Here is a 20991-nt window from a genome sequence, read left to right as displayed (position 1 = left end):
GGCTCAATGTTCACAGTTCAGACAGGCCAAACTCAAACAATCGGCGCACCGCCGTCTGAGCCTGGTCGCTGTGCGTCGTCCCGCTGCCAAGGCCGCGTGAGGTTCGCTTGTCGACAGATGCTGCGCAGGGCGGTCTGCAAACCCTCCTCCAGGACCGGATGGTAGAACGGCAAGTTCAACATGTCAGAAGCAGTCATCTCGCACTGGATCGCCCAGGCGAGCATATGCGCCAGATGTTCTCCGCCTGGCGCACAAAGCGCCGCGCCGACCAGTCGGCCGTCCTCGGCGCGCGCGTGGAGTCGAACCAGCCCGCGGGCCCGTCCCTCCACTTTGGCGCGGCCCTGATCGGTGAAGTCGACCTCCCCACAGACATGGCCCTCGGCGTCAGGGATCGTGCCGACCACCGCTGCCTCCGGCCGCGTGAAAGCGATGCGGAGCGGCACCTTGCGGACCGTCCCGCGCAGGTCAGGCCAAGCCGCAGCATTGTATCCGGCGACCGCGCCCTCGTCGGAGGCTTCATGTAGCAAGGGCCGGTCGTGATTGGCGTCTCCAGCGATGAAAATCGGGGCATCACCGCATTGCATGGTGCCGGCGTCAAAATACGGTGTGCCGTGCCGATCCAGTTCGAGACCCGCCTTGCACAGATTGAGGCCGGAAAGCGCTGGCGGCCGCCCGGCAGCGACCAGCAACTTGCTGAACTCCTTCTCGCCATCATCCCACGTCAGTCTGACCCCATCGGAAGCCGGTGACGGCTCCGGCTTGCACTTCAAATGGATCGGAAAAGCCTCGGTGAGGATCCTGAGAAGCGTATCGCTGATCTCTTTCGGCAGCCCGGCCAGCCGGTCCCCAGCGTCGAACATCTCCACCCGCACCCCTAGTCGGCTCATGGCCTGCGCCAATTCCAGTCCGAGCGGTCCTGCCCCGATCACCCCCAGGCTCTCCGGCAACTCCCCGAGTTCAAACACCGTCTCGTTGGTCAGGACGCAATCCTTCACGACCTCGTAGGAATCAGGCACCGCCGGAAACGCCCCGGTGGCGATGACCACCGCCCGCGCTTCGATCCGGTGGCCGGTATCGACCTTCAGCAAACCCGGCGCCTCGAAGCGTGCGCGGCCTCTAAGGCAAGTTCCCTCCGGCAAGTCGGCCATGGATTCGCGGACGCTACGGGCGAAACCGTCGCGCAGCCTGCGCACCCTTCGCAGCGCCACCCGCCCGTCGATCTTGGGCTCCGTCGTGATCCCGAAGTCTTCGGCTTGTCGAGCACCGTGCGCGGCATCTGCGGCAGCGATCAACAGCTTCGAGGGCATGCAGCCGGTTGTGGCGCAGGTCGTTCCCGCAAAGTCCGGGTCGATCAGCAGCGTGGTCGCGCCTTCCTCGCGCGCGTGACGCTCCGCAGCCAGCCCGGCCGTGCCGGCTCCGATCACCACGACATCAGTGTTGTACGTTGCCATCTATGACTCCTCTTTGCAGGCCCTTGCGCGCGAGGCGGGATATTCCGCCCCCTGAGCGGGAACCCCAGCGTACCGGGTGTTCTGGCGCAGACCGCCGCGCGCTCCGCCGAGCATATCTCTCTGTGCTGGTAAGCACTCAATTTCGATCAGCGAACGTCTCACTTAAGGTCGTCAACTATACCCGATCTACGCACAGAAGACCTTCGTGTTCCCTCGGATGGTTCCCTTTTCAGGGAACTTCGGTCTCGCAGGAATGTTTCCCTGTCTCACTCTCGAAAAGGCGACGCAATGAAGAAGAACGTTTATGTCCTCGGCCTGCTGGATTGGCAGCGTGCGGAGCTTGAGACAATCCGAGACGCGGATCTCTGCCGCTTCCAGTCGTTGCTTACCCATCCGGAAGTGATGGACCACAAGGCCGGTTTCGACGAACTGCTGACCCGGGCCCGTCGGCAATTGCTCGAAAGCGACAGACCGGACGCCATCGTCTGTCATTGGGATTTTCCTTCAAGCTGCCTCGCCCCGGTGCTGGCCGCGGAATACGGTCTGCCGACGCCGTCGCTGGAAGCTGTCCTGCGCTGCGAGCACAAGTTCTGGGCGCGGATCGAACAGAGGAAGGCCGCACCGGAATGCGTCCCGGACTTTGAGGCGGTCGATCCTTTCGATCCCGAGGCCGCCGAAAAGCTGTCAATCGACTTCCCGATCTGGCTGAAGCCGATCAAGGGTTTCGCCTCTCAACTCGGCTTTCGGGTCGAATCCCGCCTAGAGCTTGACGAGGCGTTGGAGCAAATGCGTGACGGCATTGGCGAACTCGGCAAAATCTTCGATGAATGCCTTGATCGTGCCGTGTTGCCGCCCGAAGTTTGCGGTGTCGGAGGCAGCCATGCTATCGCCGAAAGCATCATGAGCGGTGACCAGTTTGCAATCGAAGGCTATGTCCGTAACGGCAAGGTTTCCATTCACGGCGTGCTCGACATGTTGTTGAGCGAGGATTCCAAGGAGGTGGCAGGGCTGCGTTACCCCGCTGATCTGCCATCGGAACTTGAGACCCGCGCAAATGATATAGGTCGGCGGATCCTGGAACAGGTCGGCTATGACAACGGCTGCTTCAATGTGGAATTTCTCTACGATCAGGAGAACGACAAGCTCTGGGTGATCGAGGTGAACACGCGCATCTCACAGAGCCACTGTGAACTGTTCCGGATAGTGGACGGGCGGTCGAACCACGAGATTGCGGTCAGCGTGGCGCTCGGAGATGAGCCGACGCTGCCTGACCACAAGGGCGAGGCGGAAACCGCAGCCAAGTTTTACATTACCAAGCACAAAGATGCCAAGATCACACGCGAGCCGAACGAACGCGAGCTCAAGAAGTTGTCGCAGGAATTTGGCGCATTGCTGGAGTTCGAGGCACGCGAGGGCGACCGGTTGGCCGACCTGCCCAACCAGCCGGTCTATTGCTACAACGTGGGCTATGCTTGGCTTGGGGCCGACAGCGCCGAGGCACTGCGCGAGCGATATCGCGACCTGATTTCAAAAATTCCGATGGAATTCAGCGACGGCGAGCGTCTCACCACTGACCAATAACGGAGGCACCATGAAGGAAGTGACGGAATTCGCCACCCCCGTCCGCAGCGAGGAACATATATGGATCGAACTTCCCGACGGGCGACGATTGTCGGGTCGCCTGTGGATGCCGGAAGATGCGGTCGAAAAGCCTGTGCCGGCCATTCTGGAATACCTGCCCTACCGCAAGCGTGACCTTACGCGAGCGCGCGACCAGATCAACCACCCATACCTTGCCGGCCACGGCTATGCCTGCGTGCGGGTGGACATGCTCGGCAGCGGCGAATCGGACGGCGTCCTGGTGGACGAGTACACCGAGGAAGAACTGGCCGACGGGATTGCGGTGATCGATTGGATCGCCGCGCAGCCTTGGTGCGATCGCAATGTCGGCATGTTCGGCATTTCCTGGGGTGGGTTCAACGGACTTCAGATCGCAGCGCGTCAGCCTGAGGCGTTGAAGGCGATCGTATCATGCTGTGCCTCCGACAACCTGTACGAAGACAACATGCACTACATGGGGGGCTGTCTGTTAGGCGATCAATTGTCCGAGGCAACCGTAATGTTCGCCCACACCAGCCAGCCGCCAGATCCCGAGCTCGTGGGCGAGCGCTGGCGCGACATGTGGCTGGAGCGGCTGGATGGCAGTGGATTGTGGATTAAGAAGTGGTTGGAGCATCAGCGGCGGGATGCCTATTGGTCCGCACATTCCGTCTGCGAGGATTACCAGGCCATCAAGTGTCCCGTACTGGCTGCCGGAGGCTGGACCGACGGCTATACCAACGCAATTTTTCGTCTGATCGAGAACCTGAAAGTGCCTTGCCGGGCGCTCATCGGTCCGTGGGGACACCGCTATGCCCACATGGGCGTGCCGGGTCCCGCGGTCGGGTTTCTTCAGGAAGTCCTGCGGTGGTTCGATCACTGGCTGAAGGGAAAGGACACCGGGGCGGAAGAGTTCTCCGAGTTGCGGGTCTGGATGCAGGACCCGGTGCCGCCCAGCACGTCCTACGAGGAACGCCCGGGTCGCTGGGTGCGCGAACCACGCTGGCCCTCAGACGGGGTCGCGCCGCGCGAGTTCCGTCTGGGCTATCGACGCCTCTACGAAGGCGACGGGGGAACGCCGGCGCCAACAGGAACGTTATCCTCCCCGCTCTCGGTCGGCCTTTATGCGGGAAAATGGTGTTCCTACGCAGCTTTGCCCGACCTGCCGCATGATCAGCGCGAAGAAGACGGCGGCTGCCTGGTTTACGATACCGACCCTCTCGAACACGATCTGGAGATGTTGGGTATGCCTGAGGTCGAACTTGAAGTTGCGGCCGACCGCCCAGTTGCCCAGGTGGCTGTTCGGTTGTCAGACGTCCTGCCGGACGGAAGGGCGACGCGGATTTCCTACGGCGTGCTGAACCTGACGCACCGTGACAGCAGTGAAGAGCCTGAGCCACTGGAGCCGGGACGTTTCTACCGCGTCCGGGTCAAGCTGAACGGGCTCGCCGCCCGGGTTCCGGCGGGGCACAGCCTGCGTCTCTCGATCTCTTCGACTTATTTCCCGCTGATCTGGGCCCCGCCCGAGCCGGTTCAACTCACGCTGCGGGGGGCTGGCTGCCGCCTGCTGCTGCCCGAACGTCGCAGGCGGGAGGACCCGCCTCTAAGGGATCTGGGCCCCCCGGAGGGCGCAGTAGGGCTGGAGGTTGGTCAAGTGACAAGGCCCGAACATTCGTGGCGAGTCGTGCGCGAGATGGTTCAGGACGAGGCCGCGCTGGAGGTGATAAACGACGAGGGCGTGATTCACATCCCCGAAATCGACATGCAAATTCGCCGACGGACAGAGGAACGCTACAGTTTTCGCCAGTCCGACCATACGTCACTTCAGGGCGTCACCAGGACAGAGCGCAGCTTCGCCCGAGGCGACTGGCAAACCACAACCACCACGAGGACCGTGTTGAGCTGCGATCCCCAGAACTTCTACATTCACGCGCAGCTTGACGCCTGGGAAGGCTCTCGACGGATCTTTTCCCGGAACTGGGATGAAACCATTCCACGCGACCTGGTCTGATGTCTCGACGGTGCCTTCAGGTTTTTCGGCTCGACCGGACTTCACAGGCCGCAGCGATTGTGCCGTCAAGAAGCCGTCGATCTCCTGAGCGCCGGGCTGACGGATGGCTTCGAGGCAGATAAAGCCGCCTGCGTAGAAGTCGGTTTTGTTTTCCAGTGTAAGGGAAAAAGCTAGGCGTAATCGAAAAGAATGCCTTTCCTCACCAGTGATGGCTTTTGCCTGCGCAGTCGGGTTCGTCGTCCGCCTTTTCCAGCCATCACCCGAACCAGGCCTGTGAATTGGCGAGCGGCGGTCGTGGCAGGCAATTTTTGGCTGTATGCAACTATCGCGAGAACCTGTCCTTGCGAGAAGGCAGAGAATCTTGAATACTTTGGGCATGCGGGGCCACGGGACAACAGCCACTTTATCATGACAGGAGTGCATCATGTCGACCGAATGGACCAATCTTCAGATTTTGGAATGCGAAACCGCGGACGGATCATTCGTCACCGTCATCAAGCAGTCAAACGGGAATGCATGCCAATACGTTCTGGGCAACGGCACGCCTGTCTCGCCCAATCCTGACGGGACGTTTCGAGCTCCAAATAGTTCAGATGTTTTGAACGTTGTTGGCTTCTGACGGTTGAGAGGGGAATCCACCCTTGCATTCCGATATCCATGACCAAAGTTCGACATTCAGCTTTAACCGGAGCCGCCGTGATTTCTCTCGTTCTCAGTATTCGGCAGTTCCTGAACCAGTCGTATAACAGCGCTAATCAACGGGCCTCCAAGCAGGATCCTACCGAATCGAAAGAATGCGCCAGAACTGTCGCTGTTTCCGCTCGTTTCCATACTGCAGGTTTTCTCTAACTTGCCCGGGAACATTTGCGCAGCCTTCCTGTTCCTTGACGCTCATGCGGACTGACATTCCGCCGCTGCAACCGAAGGAGGAACCCATGCAAGTCAATGACGTGATGACACCGCACACAGTTACGCTAACCCCAGATCAAACTCTCAAGGAAGCCGCCGAGGCCATGCGGCGTATCGACACCGGCTTCGTACCCGTCGGGCAGGATGACCGTCTCGTCGGCACCATCACCGACCGTGACATCGTGATCGGCGGTATCGCCCAGGGCAAATCGACAGACAGCGCGGTCAGCGAGGTCATGTCGCGCGACGTGCTCTACGTCTTCGAAGACCAAGAAGTCGCCGAGGTCGCGCGCAACATGGGCGAGCAGCAAGTCCGCCGAATGCCGGTGGTCGATCGCGACAAGCGGTTGGTGGGCATTGTGTCGCTCGGCGATCTCTCCACCGACGGAGACCCATCCGCCGCCGGCGTCGCCCTCGAGCAAATCTCCGAGTGACCGGGCGAGCCGCCGCAGCCGCCGCTTCCGCGTGCCATCCGGTGCGCGGGGGTAGCCCTACCGGTTTCCTCGTCTTAGGCCAAGCGCCCACCGTGCCGTCGGAGCGCTGTCCTCGAGAGGCAAGGCCAAGGAGAGCGAAGAAGACGGGCGGTGTGCACAGATGGCTTCGTCGCCGGCGCAAGACCGTGCTGGAGGTCGCCGGGCTGACATCCAACCCAGCGAATCTGCAACCCCGGGGAGAATTATCTATGGCAGATAAGGTAGCCGATTTTATCCTCAAGCGACTGGCCGAATGGGGGGTGAGCCGGATCTACGGATATCCCGGGGACGGCATCGGCGGGCTGACCGCCGCTATAGGCCGCACGGAAAAGCCCCGGTTCATCCAAGCCCGCCACGAGGAGGAAGCGGCCTTCATGGCCTGCGCCCACGCCAAGTGGACCGGCGAGGTGGGGGTTTGCCTCGCCACCTCCGGCCCCGGCGCTATCCACCTGCTGAACGGGCTCTACGATGCCAAGCTCGATCATCAGCCCGTGCTGGCGCTGGTCGGCCAGCAGGCCCGGCCCGCGCTCGGCGGCAACTACCAGCAGGAGGTCGATCTTAACGCGTTGTTCAAGGATGTCGCCTCCGAGTTTCTGGGCACCTGCTCCGTGCCCGAACAGGCCCGCCATCTGATCGACCGGGGCCTGCGCATCGCCCAGGCCCGGCGCAACGTGACGGCGGTGATCTTGCCCAATGACGTGCAGGAACTCGACGCTGCCGAGCCGCCGCACGCCCACGGTACGGTGCACACGAGCCAGGCCTACACCACCCCTCGCGTCCTGCCGGCCGAAGCCGACCTTGAGCAGGCCGCCACGGTGTTGAACGAAGGCCGCAAGGTCGCGATCCTCGTCGGCGCCGGCGCGCTCGGCGCGGAGCGACAGGTCTCGGCGGTCGCCGACAAGCTTCAGGGTGGCGTGGCGAAGGCGCTGCTGGGCAAGGGCGCCCTGCCGGATGACCTGCCCTTCGTGACTGGCTCCATCGGCCTGCTCGGCACCGAGCCCTCCGACTGGATGATGCGCCACTGCGACACGCTGCTGATGATTGGCTCCCGCTTCCCTTATTCTGAGTTCCTGCCCCGGGAAGGCGACGCGCGCGGCGTCCAGATCGATCTCGATCCCACAATGCTGTCGATCCGCTACCCGATGGAGGTGGCCCTGGCCGGCGATGCCGCGGCCACGCTGGACGCCCTCTTGCCCTTGTTGGACCAGAAGGAGGGTGGCAGCTGGCGCAGCAGGATCGAGCGCCGCGTCTCGGACTGGTGGGAGGGCGCCGAGAAGCGCGCCATGGTCGAGGCCGATCCCGTCAACCCCGAGCGGGTGTTCTGGGAGGCCTCCCTCTCGCCTGCCCGACAACGCCCTGATCGCCGCCGACAGCGGCACCTCGGCCAACTGGTACGCCCGGGCGCTGAAGTTTCGCGCCGGCATGAAGGGCACGTTGTCCGGAACCCTCGCTACCATGTGCCCCGCGGTTCCCTATGCCACTGCCGCCAAGTTCGCCTTCCCCGACCGTGTTGCCGTGGGCTTCATCGGGGACGGCGCGATGCAGATGCTGGGCAATTCCTCGCTCATGACCGTCGCCAAATACTGGCGGGACTGGTCTGATCCCCGGTTGGTGATCTGCGTGCTCAACAACGGCGACCTCAACCAGGTGACCTGGGAACTTCGCGCCATGGCCGACAGCCCCCGTGTGCCGGAAACCCAGAACGTCCCCCCATTTGACTATGCAGCCTACGCCCGCTCGCTGGGACTGGAGGGTATCCGCGTGGAGCGCCCCGAACAGATCGCACCCGCTTGGGAAAAGGCCTTCGCCGCCGACCGACCCGTGGTCATCGATGCGCTGACTGACCCTGATGTGCCGACCCTGCCGCCGCACATCACGATGAAGCAAGCGAAAAGCTATGCGACCGCGATCCTGAAGGGCGACCCGGATACCGGGGGGATCCTGTGGCACACGCTGAAGCGGAGCTGACCGCGATCGGATTGCCCCGGCGGAAACATTTCCACGATCTGGCTGTTCGCAATCATAGGACGAATGGAAAATCATCAAAGGAAAAAGACCATGCCTGCAGAATCAAAAGCTCTACAAAAGGCCGCCGGGGCTGCCCTCGCCGCAAAACGGGGTGAAATGGACAAGAACGACCTGACCGGCGCCGCCCGCGAGATGTATGACTCCATGTCGGAAGATCAGCTCGAAGACTTCGCAAAAAGCGACCGGGAGGGAAAGCCGGAGCACAAAGGCTGACCGGCATTTGTCTACGCGTTTGCTATGCCGCTCCCCTCATACAGCCAAGCAGATGGCCGCGAACACGGCGCTGCGCGATTACCTTTCGGAGGAGATGGCCCTCGCGCAAAAACACGGCGAGCAGCTCTGCGGACTGCTCGAGGTGCATGATGTCAAAGATGAAGACCACACTGATGGCTCCAGGATTGGGCCGAGGCCATCGCCAGCCCGGCCGTACGCGACGCAGCCCTCATCGCCTCACTTCAGCGGATGCTGCATTATGCTATGGCAGTCCGCGGCTCACTGGCGAGCTGGTCCGATCAACTTGACCTCGAGGACAAACACATCCTCAAAAGCGCTGTCGAGGAAGCGCATCGCGCCGACGCCCGCCTGACCGAGATCGCCCGAGGACTCGTCAACCGTGAGGCCGCTTGAGCGGGAACCGGAGATGGCCCTCTTCACGATCTTCGGCGGCACCGGATTTCTCGGCAGTCGCATTGTCAGACAGCTTTCGGCAAGTGGCCACCGGGTTCGCGTCGCCGCTCGAGATCCGGGACAAGTCGAAGAAACCGCGAAACTCACGCCGGTAGAGGCGGACATCCGGCGACCCGATACGATCGGCCCGGCCCTGGAGGGTGCCGACGGCGCGGTCAACGCGGTCAGTCTATACGTGGAGCAGGGTGCGACGACCTTCGAGGCCATCCACGTGAAAGGCGCCGCGCGTCTGGCGCAGGAGGCTAAGGCGGCCGGGCTTTCGCACTTCATACATGTTTCGGGCATCGGCGCCGACGCGACCTCGAACGATCCCTTCATCCGGTCGCGCGGACGGGGCGAGGCATCTGTCCGGGCCGCCTGCCCTTTTGCCACCCTAGTGCGACCCTCGGTCATGGTCGGGAAGGACGATGCTATCCGCGCCACGATCCTTGGCGTCACACGGCTGCAACCCTTCTTCCCCCTCTTCGGAAAGGGTGAGACCCGTCTCCAGCCTGTGCACCGTGACGATACTGCAAAAGCCATCGCGAAGCTGATCAATGATATGAATGTCGTGCCGTCTGTAAAAGCGCTGCCCTGCCCAGATCTCTGCCTCGGAAAAAGCGCCATCGGCAAAGCCCTTGATGCTGTTCCAGGCTTCCACGCTGTCGTAATCTATCATCGAAGCTATTGACTTCGGAGGCAATAAAGGAACCCCGGTAGTAAAACCGACGCGGGTTCCGGATTCAGGGCCGAAACTTAGTTCGAGACCTGGCTCGCCATAGATTTCGCGTTCATTGCCAAGACGGAATTAGGCCCGGGCACCGGGTAGCTGGAAACAACGTTGCGCATCGCCGTCGCCGCGCACGCCCGATCCGGAACGCAGATACCCGAAGGAGTTCGCCCAATGCAGCCGTCGGTAGCCCCAGGACAAGACAGGTTACGACGCACCGCTCTCGAGCCGCAGCTTCGCATCATTTCCTTATCATCACAAAACCGTGAGTGATCGAGTTGGTTCCCGGAGATGTCTCTGCCACATCAGTGCGACCCGAGACCAGTTGATGGTCAGGTCGCCGCGACGCGCGCATCCTCATTCCGCGGCGGTATTGGCCTCGGTGTCGATCACCACGGAATGGGTGTTCGCGCGCTCGATCGCAGAGATGGCGGCCGTGTCGAACACGAACCAGGCGGCAACCGCCAGACAGATTGCAAACAGGCATCCCGACAAGAAAGCGTACATGGCTTAACCATCCCTCGCGGGATCACCGCGTGCTTCAAGGTCCTTCAACCACAGTTCATGGTGCTCTTCGGCCCAGTTCCGGTCGACCTCGCCATCCCACATGGCCCAGATCGCGCCCTGCATGCCCACCGTTCCGATGTAGATATGGCCAATGAAGATGGCGATCAGCACTGTCGCCAGCGTGGCGTGACCCAGCATGATCCAACCTATGATCTCCAGGTCGACCCCGAAGAATGGAAACATCAACATGACGCCGGATGCGATCATTGCGATGCCACCCAGCACGGCCGCCCAGAAGACCAGCTTCTGCCCGGCATTGAACTTGCGAGCGGGTGGGTTGTCGGGATCGTCCGAGAAGAATCCCCCGCCACTTGCCAGCCAATGCAGGTCAAGCCGGGACGGCAGATTGCGCCACGTCCAGAGCAGTATCATTATCAGGAGTCCCACGGCGAACGGCGGGAAGAAGAGCGCGTGCCCCCAGGTCGATATGCGACCGAGAGAGCCGAGCACACCCTCGCCGAACGGCCGGATCAGCGTGTCGCCATAGGCGATCACAAGACCGGTCAATGCCAGCACAATGAAACTTGTCGACGTCATCCAATGGTTTGCACGCTCGAGAAAGTTGAACCGCTTGACCGTGCGTCGCGAGCGTCCATAGGCGATCGGCACCCGCCCCCGAACGGCCAGAACAAGCGCAAGCAGCAGTGAAAACCCCAAAATTATAACAGCCCCGAGGTGTGTGATCGTGTCGGCCATACCAAAGCGCCAGTCGCGCCCTTCTGGACGCTCAAAGAGCGCGGCATTGGGGTAAGGCAAAGAGGATATGCCGACCACTCTTTCACTTTGCCGGGCCGTCTCGAGTGACCGGGCGTCAGCAGTGAGCCACGTCTGCGTGAGACTTTGCGGGTCACCGACGAACGGTTCTTCAGTCAGAAAATGGTCGGTACGCGGGCCGGGAACCGGAGCCTCTTCTGACGGGGCGGGGCCCGTGCGGAAGCGCTCATCCATCAGACGGGTGCGGGCCGTGAGAGCATCATAGGCCAGCCTTTCCCTGGCATAGTTGCCATCGGGCTGTGAGAGGCGCCATTGGGTTTCGGGAACAGTGAGAGATTGGCCGTCAAAGATCGCAATGATCTGCCAGGTGAGCGCGACGAGCAAAAGCAGTGCGGCGATGGCGCCGCCGATGCGGTATTCTTTGAAGTCGCGGCCACGGACGATCGGTGTCTGATCGGTCATGTCTCCTGCTCCGGATAGTAGGCGGTCTTCCAGCCCCAGGCACCGGTTCCGAATCCACGGTGTATGACCCGTTCCCGATAGATCTCGTTGATGGTCTCTCCGTCGCCCGCAAGCAGTGCGCGGGTAGCGCAGACTTCGGCGCAGATCGGCAACTTGCCCTCGGCGATGCGGTTGCGGCCATATTTATGAAATTCGGCCTCGGAGTTGTTCTCTTCCGGTCCGCCTGCGCAATAGGTGCATTTGTCCATTTGGCCCCGCGAACCGAAAAGCGTCTCCTTTGGAAACTGCGGCGCACCAAAGGGGCATGCGTAGAAGCAATAGCCGCAGCCGATGCAGGTGTCCTTGTCGTGCAGCACGATTCCAAGATCGGTCTGATAGAGTGTCGAGGTCGGGCAGACGGCCACACAAGGCGCATCCGTGCAATGCATGCAGGAGACGGCAACGGATTTCTCACCCGGTTCGCCATCATTGATCGTGACCACGCGGCGCCGCACCATGCCCCAGGGCACCTCGTGCTCGTTCTTGCACACCGTCGCGCAGGCGTTGCATTCGATGCAGCGGTCCGCGTCGCAGAGAAACTTAAGTCGCGTCATTGTCGTCTCCTTCCATCGCGGCTACCCGGCAGAGCGTGGCTTTTGTCTCTTGCATCTGGGTCACCACGTCATAGCCATAGGTCTGGACAGTGTTCGACGCCTCGCCAATCACCCACGGGGCGGCACCATCGGGATACCGGTGGGAAATATCCTCGCCCTGCCAGATCCCGGCGAAATGGAACGGCAGGAAAACCGTGCCGGGACCGACGCGCCGTGTGACCATCGCCTGCACTCGTATCTGCCCCTCCGGCGTATGCACCCAGCAAAAGGCACCATCGTCAACGCCGACAGCGGCGGCATCATGCGGATTGATCTCGACGAACATCTGCGGCTGGAACTCTGCCAGCCACTTGTTCGAGCGGGTTTCGTCGCCGCCGCCCTCGAATTCGACAAGACGACCGCTGGTCAGGTTCAGGGGGTAGTCCTTGCTATAGTCGACCTCTTGAATCGAGCGATAGAGCGAGGGCAACCGCCAGATTCGCCGATCCTCGAAGGTTTGGTATTCGGGCAAGAGATCACGCCGCGTCGTATAGAGCGGTTCGCGGTGCAGGGGCACCTCGTCAGGGAAGTTCCAGACATAGGCGCGGGCCTTGCCGTTGCCGTAGGGGGCAAGCCCGTGCTCAATGGCGACCCGTTGCAGCCCTCCGGACAGGTCGGTCTTCCAGTTCACCTGCATGATCCTGTTGCGCAGCGGTGGCTTGTCGTCGCTATCAGCCTGCGGATTCGCCGCGAGGTATCCTTCGATCGCGGTCAGCGCCGCTTCGGGGTAGTTCGGGAAGCGGTCCGATATGTCTTCTTCGGACGAACCTTGGGAGGCGCCGTTCGCGGCGCCCCAGGATTCCTCGACATCCTCGCTGTCGCCAGAGCCGCTGCTCTCGGCGATCCTGCGACGCACGTCCGACTCGAGGGCGTCAAGGGCTGAACCGGCCTCTTCCTCGGATATAGACAGCAAGTCGTGACGGTAACGATCCGCACCGATTGCGGCGATCACCAGCTTCTCGCGGGCGGTCAGTTCGTCAGCAAAGCCGAGCGCATCAAGCATGCCCAATGTAACTTCGGGATATCCATCCTGGATTTCGGAACCTTGCGTGAAACTGTCCTCGGCCAAGAGGTTTTCGCCGTTATGCTCGACCCCCCACCGGGCACGAAAGGGCAGGCCGCCTGCAGCCACCGGCTTTGAGGTGTCGTAGAGCAGGGGCGTGCCGGGATGGCCCTGTCCGGGTTGGCCCCAGCTTGGCCAGGGAAGGCAATAGAATTCTCCCTCGACTGGGCCGGACTTGCCCATCAATGTGATCGAATCGAACTTGTCCTGATGCTCCATATGGGATTTCAGGCGTTCCGGGCTCTGACCGGTATAGCCGATGGTCCAGGTGCCGCGATTGATTTCTCGCAGCATGTCCTCAGCCAGCGGCACGCCATCCTCGCCGCGACCGATATGTTTGTAGAGTTCCGCGTCAAATCCGAATTCCCTCGCGAGGAGATAGAGGATCTCGTAGTCTGATTTCGCCTCGAAAACAGGGTCCACGACCTTTTCGCGCCATTGTAAGGAGCGGTTGGAATTGGTGACCGAGCCTGCCATCTCCATCGTCGATCCGGCGGGCAGCAAATAAAGGTTGTCGCTGCGCTCGTTCTCGATTGCGGTCTGGGTCGGATAGGGGTCGATCACGACGACAATATCGGCTGTTTCCAGCGCGCGTTTGCGATCAGAGCCACGGGTCTGGCTGTTGCTGGCATGGCCCCAGAAGACGATCCCCTTGATCAGGTGAGGTTGTTCAAACGCGTCTTCGCTCTCGAGCACACCATCCATCCAGCGGCTGACCGGAACGCCGGGGGCCTCCATCAACTCCTTGGAGGCGAAACGGTCGCGTATCCAGTCATAGTCCAGATCCCAGACCCTGGCCCAGTGTTTCCAGGCGCCCTCGGTCAGACCGTAATAGGCTGGGAGCGTGTCATTTGCGACGCCGAGATCCGTTGCGCCCTGGACATTGTCATGGCCACGAAAGATGTTCGCGCCGCCGCCCACTTTGCCAATATTGCCCAAGATTAGTTGCAGGATCGACGCGGCGCGCGTCTTGTTGTTGCCGGTGGTGGATTGCGTCAGCCCCATGCACCAGATCAGCGTGCCGGGCCGATTGTCGGCGAGCGTGCGCGCCACGTGTTCCAACTGTTCGGGGGCAATGCCGGTGACGCGCTCGACCTCCTCGGGCGTCCAGCGGTCGATTTCGTCGCGGACCCGGTCAAAACCAAAGACGCGCTGATCGAGAAATTCCCGATCCTCCCAGCCGTTCTGCAGGATCACCCGAGCAAGTCCCCACATGAAACCCACATCCGCGCCCGGGCGGATACGCACGTACTCATCGGCATGCGCGGCGGTGCGCGTAAAACGCGGATCGACGACAATCAACGGCGCTCCGTTTTCCTTGCCGTTCAGTACATGCAACATCGAGACCGGATGCGCCTCGGCGGGATTGCCACCAATGATGATGATCGAGCGCGAATTGCGGATGTCATTATAGGTGTTGGTCATCGCACCATAGCCGAAGGTGTTGGCCACACCGGCGACCGTGGTGGAATGGCAAATGCGCGCCTGATGATCGGTATTGTTGGTGCCCCAGAGCGCGGCGAACTTGCGGAACATGTAGGCCTGTTCGTTCGAGAACTTGGCCGAACCCAGCCAATAGACGCTGTCGGGGCCGAGTTCTTCACGAATACGACTGAATTCGGTTCCAATCTCCGAGATCGCCTGTTCCCAGGAAATGCGTACCCACTCTCCGTTTTCCTTCTTCATGGGATACTTCAGACGGCGCTCGCCCACCGCGACCTCGCGCGTTGCCGCACCCTTTGAGCAGTGCGTGCCCTGGTTGATGGGGCTCTCGAACGCCGGTTCTTGCCCGATCCAGACGCCATTCTGAACTTCGGCCCAGATCGAGCACCCCACCGAGCAGAACGGGCAGATTGTCTTGCGGGTCACGACATCTGCCTTTTCCACGGGACCCTCAGCGCGAGACCGCTCGACAAGTCCTGCCGTGGCACCCATCGAGCCAAGGGCGAGCCCCCCAGACCGCTGTTGCGCAGAAAGGCCCGCCTGCTGAGCCTGCCCGATGCGGGCGGTGTCAGCGTGCGGGTCCGTTTGGCGGCTGGCGCGGTGCTGGAAGTTCGCTTTCTCAGCATGCAGTATCCTCTCCTGGCTGGACTTCAGTTTCTGGCGAGGCGGTAGAACGTGCGAATATGGTCGTTATCCTGAAACCGCACCTCACGTGGGTCGGCACGCAGAGGCACGCTGCTTTTTTGCGCGGTGGCTGATGACGGCAGGACGGCGTGTGCTCCGGCAAACGGCGCGAGTGCAAGCATTTGGCGACGTGATAAGCCAGCCTTGTCACTTTTATCTGTCATGGCAGCCCCCCTTTGATTGTCGCAGGGCCTCCGGGTGCCAGGACGCCCCTTTTGCCAACCTCAACCAGCAACATCAGGGTAAGGTTCCAAAGAATTCCTGTGGCTAAAGGAGGTATCGTTTCCCGATGTCAGCACCGCACAGTCACAGGCAAGAGGACGTCACCGCGACGGGGAAAAGAGACCATGCAGTTGCGACAAGGCCGACCCAGCCGGTAATGCGACTGACCCGACGCACAAAGCGGGATGCCGAACGGGCCCTCGGGTGGTAGAGGGCCGCGAGCAGCGCCGCCTGCAGCACGAGTGCGACCAGATATACCCCCCACAGCAAGAGCTTTGAGAGCGGCACGCCCCATAGCGTGTCGCTGATGTCATGGCCGCACACAAGGCCATGCACCGCGTAAACGGCGCTGAAGGCTGCCAGCCACACAAGCGGCGCAATCAGGATGCGGAGCAGGTCGGTCATTGGCTCACTCCGGGCAGATGCGTCGCCACCAGCACGAACAGACCGATAAAGGACGCATAGTCGACCCAAAGAGCGACGATCGGAAATTCCGCCTGCCGCAGGGGCGAGACGAAGCTGCGCAGGACGCGGGTGATCAAAAGGGCCACCATCACCGCGACCAGACTGGCATGGAAGAGGCTGTAACCGCCAAGCACGAAAAGCGTGGCCCCATAGGCATGCCCGCCGGGTGACGGGGTGTAAACCAATACCGCCGCGCACGCGATCCCGAGCAAAAGCGCGCCGACCAGGGCGACCGCGAGAACGGGAACAACAGCGCGCCCCTGGCGGAGGGCGTGGATCGCGAGTCGGATCGCGATGGGGCCGGTTACGCTTCCAAGGGCACCCAAGCTGAATATGCCGACGGACGGTTCGAACCAGGACGGTGGCGGCCAGCCGGGCGCAACCGTCCAGAGGAAGGCATAGCCAAACAGCAGCGAGCCGAACAACGTGGCATTCGCGATCAGCAGAAAGAACGACCCCCACCAACCCGGCGACCGCTCGACAGCGGCTGCATTCGGCAGAGTCAGACCGCCTCCGATGCTTTGCGGGCCAAGGTCCCGCTTGCGACCCAGGGACCAGACCCACTTGCATGCCAGCGCCAGGACACCCGCAAGGGCAATGGAAACCATCCAGTAAAGCTTCAGAAGCAACGACAGAAAGAACAGGCCGGTGACGGCCGCCATCACGATGGGCAGCCGTGAGTTCTTCGGGTAGATGATGTGATAATCCGGTTTACCGCTCGCCACATCCACGGTCAGGGTTTCCCGCCAGCCGTGGCGCGGCGTCCCGAGAAAGCCTTCGCCGCGTGCCAGCCGCCCCGGCAGATCCGGCTCCGCCGCGAGCGGGTCACGGTCCGTGACCTCTGGCAGGCTGGCGAAATTATAGCTTGCCGGCGGCATGATCATCGCCCATTCCAGCGTTGTCGCGCCCCAGGGGTTGCGCGGTCCCCTGCGCGGCGTCACGATGTGCAGGATCACGTCGAGAATGACGATCGCGATCCCGATCGCAAGAACGAAGCTGCCGACCGAGGAGACGAGATTGATGGCCGTCCATCCATCCTCGGGAGCGTAGGTCGGGATGCGGCGACGCTGGCCAAGCAGGCCCACCCAATGCATGGCGAGAAACGTGATGTGAAAGCCTGCAAAGATTAGCCAGAAGGCAAGTTCGCCGAGGCGGAGGAAACGTCGGCGCCCGGTGAAATGCGGCAACCAGTAGTATAGCCCGGCGAGGATCGGAAACACGAAGCCGCCAAACAGCACATAATGCAGATGCGCGGTGATGAAGGCAGTGTCATGTGCCTGCCAGTCGAACGGGACCACCGCGACCATGACCCCGGTCAGGCCGCCGATCACGAAGGTGACGAAGAAGCCCAGAATATGGAGCATGGGCAGGTGCAACTCGGGTCGTCCCTTCCACATGGTACCGATCCAGGCAAAGACCTGCACGCTTGTCGGGACCGCCACCAGCGTTGAGGCCGCCGAGAAGAAGGCAAGGCCCATATGGGGAATGCCGGTCGTGAACATGTGGTGGACCCAGAGGCCAAATGACAAGAAGGCGAGCGCCACCGTGGCGGCGACGATCCAGCCATATCCGAGCAGGGTCGTGCGGCACATCACCGGCAGAACTGTGGACACAACACCCGCCGCAGGCAGGAATATGATGTAAACCTCCGGGTGCCCGAACAGCCAGAACAGATGCTGCCACAATAGGCTGTCGCCACCATGTTCCGCTTGAAAGAATGGAAATCCGAACGCGCGCTCGATCTCAAGCAGAATGGAACCGAGGATCATCGGCGGAAAACCGGTCAGGATCATCAGCGACGTAATGAGCGCATACCAGGCAAAGATCGGCATCCGCGCAAGCGACATGCCCGGCGCGCGGTATTTCAGGATCGACACGGTGATTTCGACGGCAGCGGCGATTGCAGAGATTTCGACGAACGTAATGCCGATCAGCCAGAAATCGGTGTTGATGCCCGGCGAATAGATCGCGCCGGTCAGCGGGGGATACATGAACCAGCCGCCGTCCGGGGCGATGCCGAACAGCATCGACACGAGCAGCATCGTGCCGCCGAAGACATAGCACCAATAGCCGTAGGCTGTCAGGCGCGGGAACGCGAGATCACGGCTGCCCAGAATCTTGGGCAGAAGGTAGACCGCCAACCCCTCGAAGGTGGGGATGGCGAACAGGAACATCATGATGGTCCCGTGCATCGTGAAAATCTGATTATAGATGTCAGGCCCTGCGAACGCGGAATGCGGCGTCGCCAGTTGCGCCCGGATGAGCATCGCTAGCAGGCCACCGATCAGGAAAAACAGAAAGGCCGTCACAAGGAACATACGTCCGACATCGGTGTGGCTCACCGTCGAGAACCACCCCCGGAATCCCGGCGCTGATGCCCAGATCTCGGTCAGTCTGCGGTGGCGCTCGAGGGCCTTCATTCTGCTCCGCTCCCCATGAACGCGTTCCAGTTCGCCCTATCATGGGCCGTCACTTCGAAGGTGAACCAGCCGTAGCCGCTGCCGCTGAATTCAGCGCTGAGTCCCTGATAGGTACCCGGTTCATCCGCCTCTATCCTGAGGACGTTGACGTGACCCGGGATCGCATCCAACTTGCCGGCAAGACGCGGCACCCAGAAACTGTGAATGACATCTGTGGTCGTGATTTCCACATCTACGGGACGCCCCGCCGGAATGTGGAGGACATCCTTCGTGGTCTGACCTGAAGCGTCGTCATAGGAAAAGGTCCACGACCAGCGCCGCCCTTCCGCGCCGACACGCACGACCTCTGCATCGTTGCGGGGCAGCAACCGTTCCCCAATCACGAGCCCGTAGGCAAGCAGAGCCGCGAGCACCAACATCGGGAAGCCAATGCCGAGCGTCAAAATCCAGATTCGCACCTGCCGGGGCTCGCCGCCAGCACCCGATTGCGAACGGAACGCCAGACCAAGAAGGACCATGACCAGGACAAAAACCAGAGCACCCCCGGCGAACATGACCCACCACAGGCTAGCGATGGCCCGCGCGGCGGGGCCAGCCGGATCGACAGTCGAAGAGTCTCCATTGCAACCACAAAGCGCCAAAAGAGTTATGGCCATGACGTAACCACGAGGGGACCAGGAACAATGGCTGCGAATGAAACCAGGACCGATGAGCAAGAATCGATCGACCCGATCGGTGAGCTTGTGCAGTCTGACGAGACGGAGTCGCGGGTTTCCGTGTTCGGGCACCCCATTCATGCGATGAGTGTTGCCTTTCCGGTCGCGCTCACCTTTTGCACGTTCGGCGCAGATCTCATCTATTGGTGGACAGAGGATGGCTTCTGGGCCCGCGCTGCGCTCTGGGCCTCGGGCACCGGCTTTCTCTTCGGGATGTTTTCCGGATTTTCCGGCACGGCGGAGCTGCTGCTCGTTCCAGGAATTCGCGCGCGCGCCATGGCTTGGACCCATTTCATCATCGCGGTGACGCTGTTGGCGATCCTTGGCGCGAACTGGGGCCATCGCCTCGGCGGTTACGAGGCGGCCGTCCTGCCTTACGGCATTCTCCTGTCGGGCCTGAGCGTATTGATGGTGATGTTCACAGGGTGGCACGGCGGTAAGCTCGTCTTCGATTATCGACTAGGAACATCAAAAGGCAGCTGACCGTCGCGTGGCGCAAGCAACCATTCGGGAAACTCGATCCAAGTCAGGTCCGGCTTGGAAAGTACAAGGACCAGGATTGAAAGAACTGGTACGAGACCCGCCGAGATTAACAGAACGGGGCTTGCCGGTCGGTGTTCATTGGGCTGTTCAGAGGAATCGGCGAGGGAATGACCCAACCAGGCATGGACAGCGACAAGCAGGCCGACAAAGGCGAGCTTGGCGTAGAACCAGGGGACAAAGACCTCACGCATGAAGATCAGCCAGGTGCCCGCGATCACGGCAATCACTGCGGCCGGAGTCACGCAAACGGTGTAGATGACATGCGTCATACGGCGAATCGTAACGTAGTCTTGCGCCGAGACAGCCGGAGTCTGCTGCGACAGCATCAGCGGAAGCACCAGAAGACCGCCGCACCAGATCAGCAGGGCGGCGATGTGCACGACCTTGAAGATCGGAATCGTTGAGAGAAACCATTCTAGCACGCTGACAAGTCCCTCAGACGCGACCAGCTTTGCCGGGCCATCAGGGCGGCGGCGACAGCGTACGGAATACCCGCGGGCACCCACATGATCAGGCCGCCTAGCTGCTGATCCGCAAGCGGTGTCAGGCCCCAATCAAATGGCACCAATGCGTGCGCGGCATAGAGCGCATGGGGGGCGAAGGTAAGCACGGCGCCCAACATCCCCATTTGCGCGAAGGCCGCGACGATTACGACAAGTTGCAGGAAGGGCGCTTCCCTGGCGGCAAAAACCGATTTCCAGAACCAAAGAGCGCTGCCCAGAAGCGTGATTTGCATCAACCAGTAGACAACCACATTCGCAAGAGCGTGATCATAGGCCACCGGATGATGCCACACCCAGAGCGTCAGGGTCGAAACCGCGAAAGATAACCAGACGCGGTCCGACTTTGCCGCAGGCCACGCCCATGCCAGGAGCGGTGCTGCGGTCGCGACAAGGAGCACATGATGAACCACCCGCGCCGAGAACAACGCGGAGGAGAGCGCGCATAACGGCGAGACGAAGGCCACAAACATCACGACCACCGCAAGAAGACCCGTTGGCTCGCGGCGCACCAGAAATGTCAGAAGCCCCAGCGTAACAAGAAGAACCGGGTCGAGATTCCATCTCACCCAAAGTTCTGCAGGCAGTGGAGCCGGACCACAGTAAATCGTGTCCAAGGCTGACAGCCTCCTTATCATCTTGCAGGATGCATTTTCTGCTTACTCCTCTACTAGACTATTTACGGTTCAATAT

General features: G+C 61.4%; 20 protein-coding genes and 2 pseudogenes. 10 read left to right on the top strand and 12 right to left on the bottom strand.

The features are described from left to right. Nucleotides 1-32: 32 nt before the first annotated feature. Nucleotides 33-1451 (bottom strand): dihydrolipoyl dehydrogenase, encoded by a 1419-nt coding sequence (locus ACSQ76_RS02520; protein ID WP_437155330.1) that lies wholly within the window; start codon nucleotides 1449-1451, stop codon nucleotides 33-35. A 288-nt stretch (nucleotides 1452-1739) separates the two neighbouring features. On the opposite strand from ACSQ76_RS02520, the gene ACSQ76_RS02515 reads away from it, so the two are divergent. From ACSQ76_RS02515 to ACSQ76_RS02475, 9 genes and pseudogenes are all read left to right on the top strand, one after another. Next, nucleotides 1740-3032 (top strand): ATP-grasp domain-containing protein, encoded by a 1293-nt coding sequence (locus tag ACSQ76_RS02515; RefSeq protein ID WP_437155329.1) that lies wholly within the window; start codon nucleotides 1740-1742, stop codon nucleotides 3030-3032. Between the two features lie 10 nt (nucleotides 3033-3042). Continuing rightward, nucleotides 3043-5061 (top strand): CocE/NonD family hydrolase, encoded by a 2019-nt coding sequence (locus ACSQ76_RS02510; RefSeq protein ID WP_437155328.1) that lies wholly within the window; start codon nucleotides 3043-3045, stop codon nucleotides 5059-5061. 424 nt (nucleotides 5062-5485) lie between these two features. Then, a complete protein-coding gene (locus tag ACSQ76_RS02505; protein ID WP_437155327.1) occupies nucleotides 5486-5680 on the top strand; it encodes an MHC class I heavy chain in 195 nt (64 codons plus the stop codon). A gap of 316 nt (nucleotides 5681-5996) precedes the next feature. Then, nucleotides 5997-6404, top strand: coding sequence for a CBS domain-containing protein (locus ACSQ76_RS02500; protein ID WP_437155326.1), 408 nt, complete (start codon nucleotides 5997-5999; stop codon nucleotides 6402-6404). A gap of 248 nt (nucleotides 6405-6652) precedes the next feature. Beyond that, a pseudogene (locus ACSQ76_RS02495) lies at nucleotides 6653-7573 on the top strand (thiamine pyrophosphate-binding protein); the annotation flags it as partial. A 34-nt stretch (nucleotides 7574-7607) separates the two neighbouring features. After that, complete coding sequence (locus tag ACSQ76_RS02490) at nucleotides 7608-8411, top strand: thiamine pyrophosphate-dependent enzyme (protein WP_437158147.1); 804 nt, start codon at nucleotides 7608-7610, stop codon at nucleotides 8409-8411. Nucleotides 8412-8501: 90 nt separating this feature from the next. Further along, on the top strand, nucleotides 8502-8684 hold the full coding sequence (locus ACSQ76_RS02485) for a DUF3008 family protein (RefSeq protein ID WP_437155325.1): 183 nt from the start codon (nucleotides 8502-8504) through the stop codon (nucleotides 8682-8684). Nucleotides 8685-8882: 198 nt separating this feature from the next. Continuing rightward, nucleotides 8883-9098: a DUF892 family protein gene (locus ACSQ76_RS02480; protein ID WP_437158146.1), complete on the top strand. Its 216-nt coding sequence runs from the start codon at nucleotides 8883-8885 to the stop codon at nucleotides 9096-9098. Between the two features lie 13 nt (nucleotides 9099-9111). Continuing rightward, nucleotides 9112-9828: an NAD(P)H-binding protein gene (locus ACSQ76_RS02475; RefSeq protein ID WP_437155324.1), complete on the top strand. Its 717-nt coding sequence runs from the start codon at nucleotides 9112-9114 to the stop codon at nucleotides 9826-9828. On the opposite strand, the pseudogene ACSQ76_RS02470 reads toward ACSQ76_RS02475, so the two are convergent. The 9 genes and pseudogenes from ACSQ76_RS02470 to ACSQ76_RS02430 form a co-directional block, all read right to left on the bottom strand. After that, nucleotides 9751-9921, bottom strand: a pseudogene (locus ACSQ76_RS02470) (hypothetical protein); the annotation flags it as partial. The gene ACSQ76_RS02475 and the pseudogene ACSQ76_RS02470 overlap by 78 nt on opposite strands. A gap of 303 nt (nucleotides 9922-10224) precedes the next feature. Next, a complete protein-coding gene (locus ACSQ76_RS02465; protein WP_437155323.1) occupies nucleotides 10225-10374 on the bottom strand; it encodes a hypothetical protein in 150 nt (49 codons plus the stop codon). A 3-nt stretch (nucleotides 10375-10377) separates the two neighbouring features. Next, nucleotides 10378-11610 carry a formate dehydrogenase subunit gamma gene (locus tag ACSQ76_RS02460; RefSeq protein ID WP_437155322.1) on the bottom strand — a complete coding sequence of 411 codons (1233 nt, stop codon included), beginning with the start codon at nucleotides 11608-11610 and terminating at the stop codon, nucleotides 10378-10380. Further along, nucleotides 11607-12203, bottom strand: a complete 597-nt coding sequence (gene fdh3B, locus ACSQ76_RS02455) for a formate dehydrogenase FDH3 subunit beta (protein ID WP_437155321.1) — start codon at nucleotides 12201-12203, stop codon at nucleotides 11607-11609. Before fdh3B ends, ACSQ76_RS02460 begins: the two co-directional genes overlap by 4 nt. Then, nucleotides 12190-15174, bottom strand: coding sequence for a formate dehydrogenase subunit alpha (locus ACSQ76_RS02450; RefSeq protein ID WP_437155320.1), 2985 nt, complete (start codon nucleotides 15172-15174; stop codon nucleotides 12190-12192). The genes fdh3B and ACSQ76_RS02450 overlap by 14 nt, the downstream gene beginning before the upstream one ends. 224 nt (nucleotides 15175-15398) lie before the next feature. Next, nucleotides 15399-15596 (bottom strand): hypothetical protein, encoded by a 198-nt coding sequence (locus tag ACSQ76_RS02445; RefSeq protein ID WP_437155319.1) that lies wholly within the window; start codon nucleotides 15594-15596, stop codon nucleotides 15399-15401. A gap of 142 nt (nucleotides 15597-15738) precedes the next feature. Next, nucleotides 15739-16059, bottom strand: a complete 321-nt coding sequence (locus ACSQ76_RS02440) for a hypothetical protein (RefSeq protein WP_437155318.1) — start codon at nucleotides 16057-16059, stop codon at nucleotides 15739-15741. Next, a complete protein-coding gene (ctaD, locus tag ACSQ76_RS02435) occupies nucleotides 16056-18539 on the bottom strand; it encodes a cytochrome c oxidase subunit I (RefSeq protein ID WP_437155317.1) in 2484 nt (827 codons plus the stop codon). The genes ACSQ76_RS02440 and ctaD overlap by 4 nt, the downstream gene beginning before the upstream one ends. Beyond that, nucleotides 18536-19195: a cytochrome c oxidase subunit II gene (locus tag ACSQ76_RS02430; RefSeq protein ID WP_437155316.1), complete on the bottom strand. Its 660-nt coding sequence runs from the start codon at nucleotides 19193-19195 to the stop codon at nucleotides 18536-18538. Before ACSQ76_RS02430 ends, ctaD begins: the two co-directional genes overlap by 4 nt. A gap of 27 nt (nucleotides 19196-19222) precedes the next feature. On the opposite strand from ACSQ76_RS02430, the gene ACSQ76_RS02425 reads away from it, so the two are divergent. After that, a complete protein-coding gene (locus tag ACSQ76_RS02425) occupies nucleotides 19223-19738 on the top strand; it encodes a DUF2231 domain-containing protein (protein ID WP_437155315.1) in 516 nt (171 codons plus the stop codon). Here ACSQ76_RS02425 and ACSQ76_RS02420 read toward each other — a convergent pair. Both ACSQ76_RS02420 and ACSQ76_RS02415 read right to left on the bottom strand, forming a co-directional pair. Then, the gene (locus ACSQ76_RS02420) at nucleotides 19708-20220 is read right to left on the bottom strand and encodes a CopD family protein (protein WP_437155314.1); all 513 of its coding nucleotides are present in this window, start codon (nucleotides 20218-20220) and stop codon (nucleotides 19708-19710) included. The genes ACSQ76_RS02425 and ACSQ76_RS02420 overlap by 31 nt on opposite strands. Next, nucleotides 20214-20915: a cytochrome c oxidase assembly protein gene (locus tag ACSQ76_RS02415; RefSeq protein ID WP_437155313.1), complete on the bottom strand. Its 702-nt coding sequence runs from the start codon at nucleotides 20913-20915 to the stop codon at nucleotides 20214-20216. The genes ACSQ76_RS02420 and ACSQ76_RS02415 overlap by 7 nt, the downstream gene beginning before the upstream one ends. Nucleotides 20916-20991 lie beyond the last annotated feature (76 nt).

Source organism: Roseovarius sp. B08 (assembly GCF_051417955.1).
Classification (GTDB): Bacteria; Pseudomonadota; Alphaproteobacteria; order Rhodobacterales; family Rhodobacteraceae; genus Roseovarius.
This window is presented reverse-complemented; position numbering and strand designations above follow the sequence as displayed.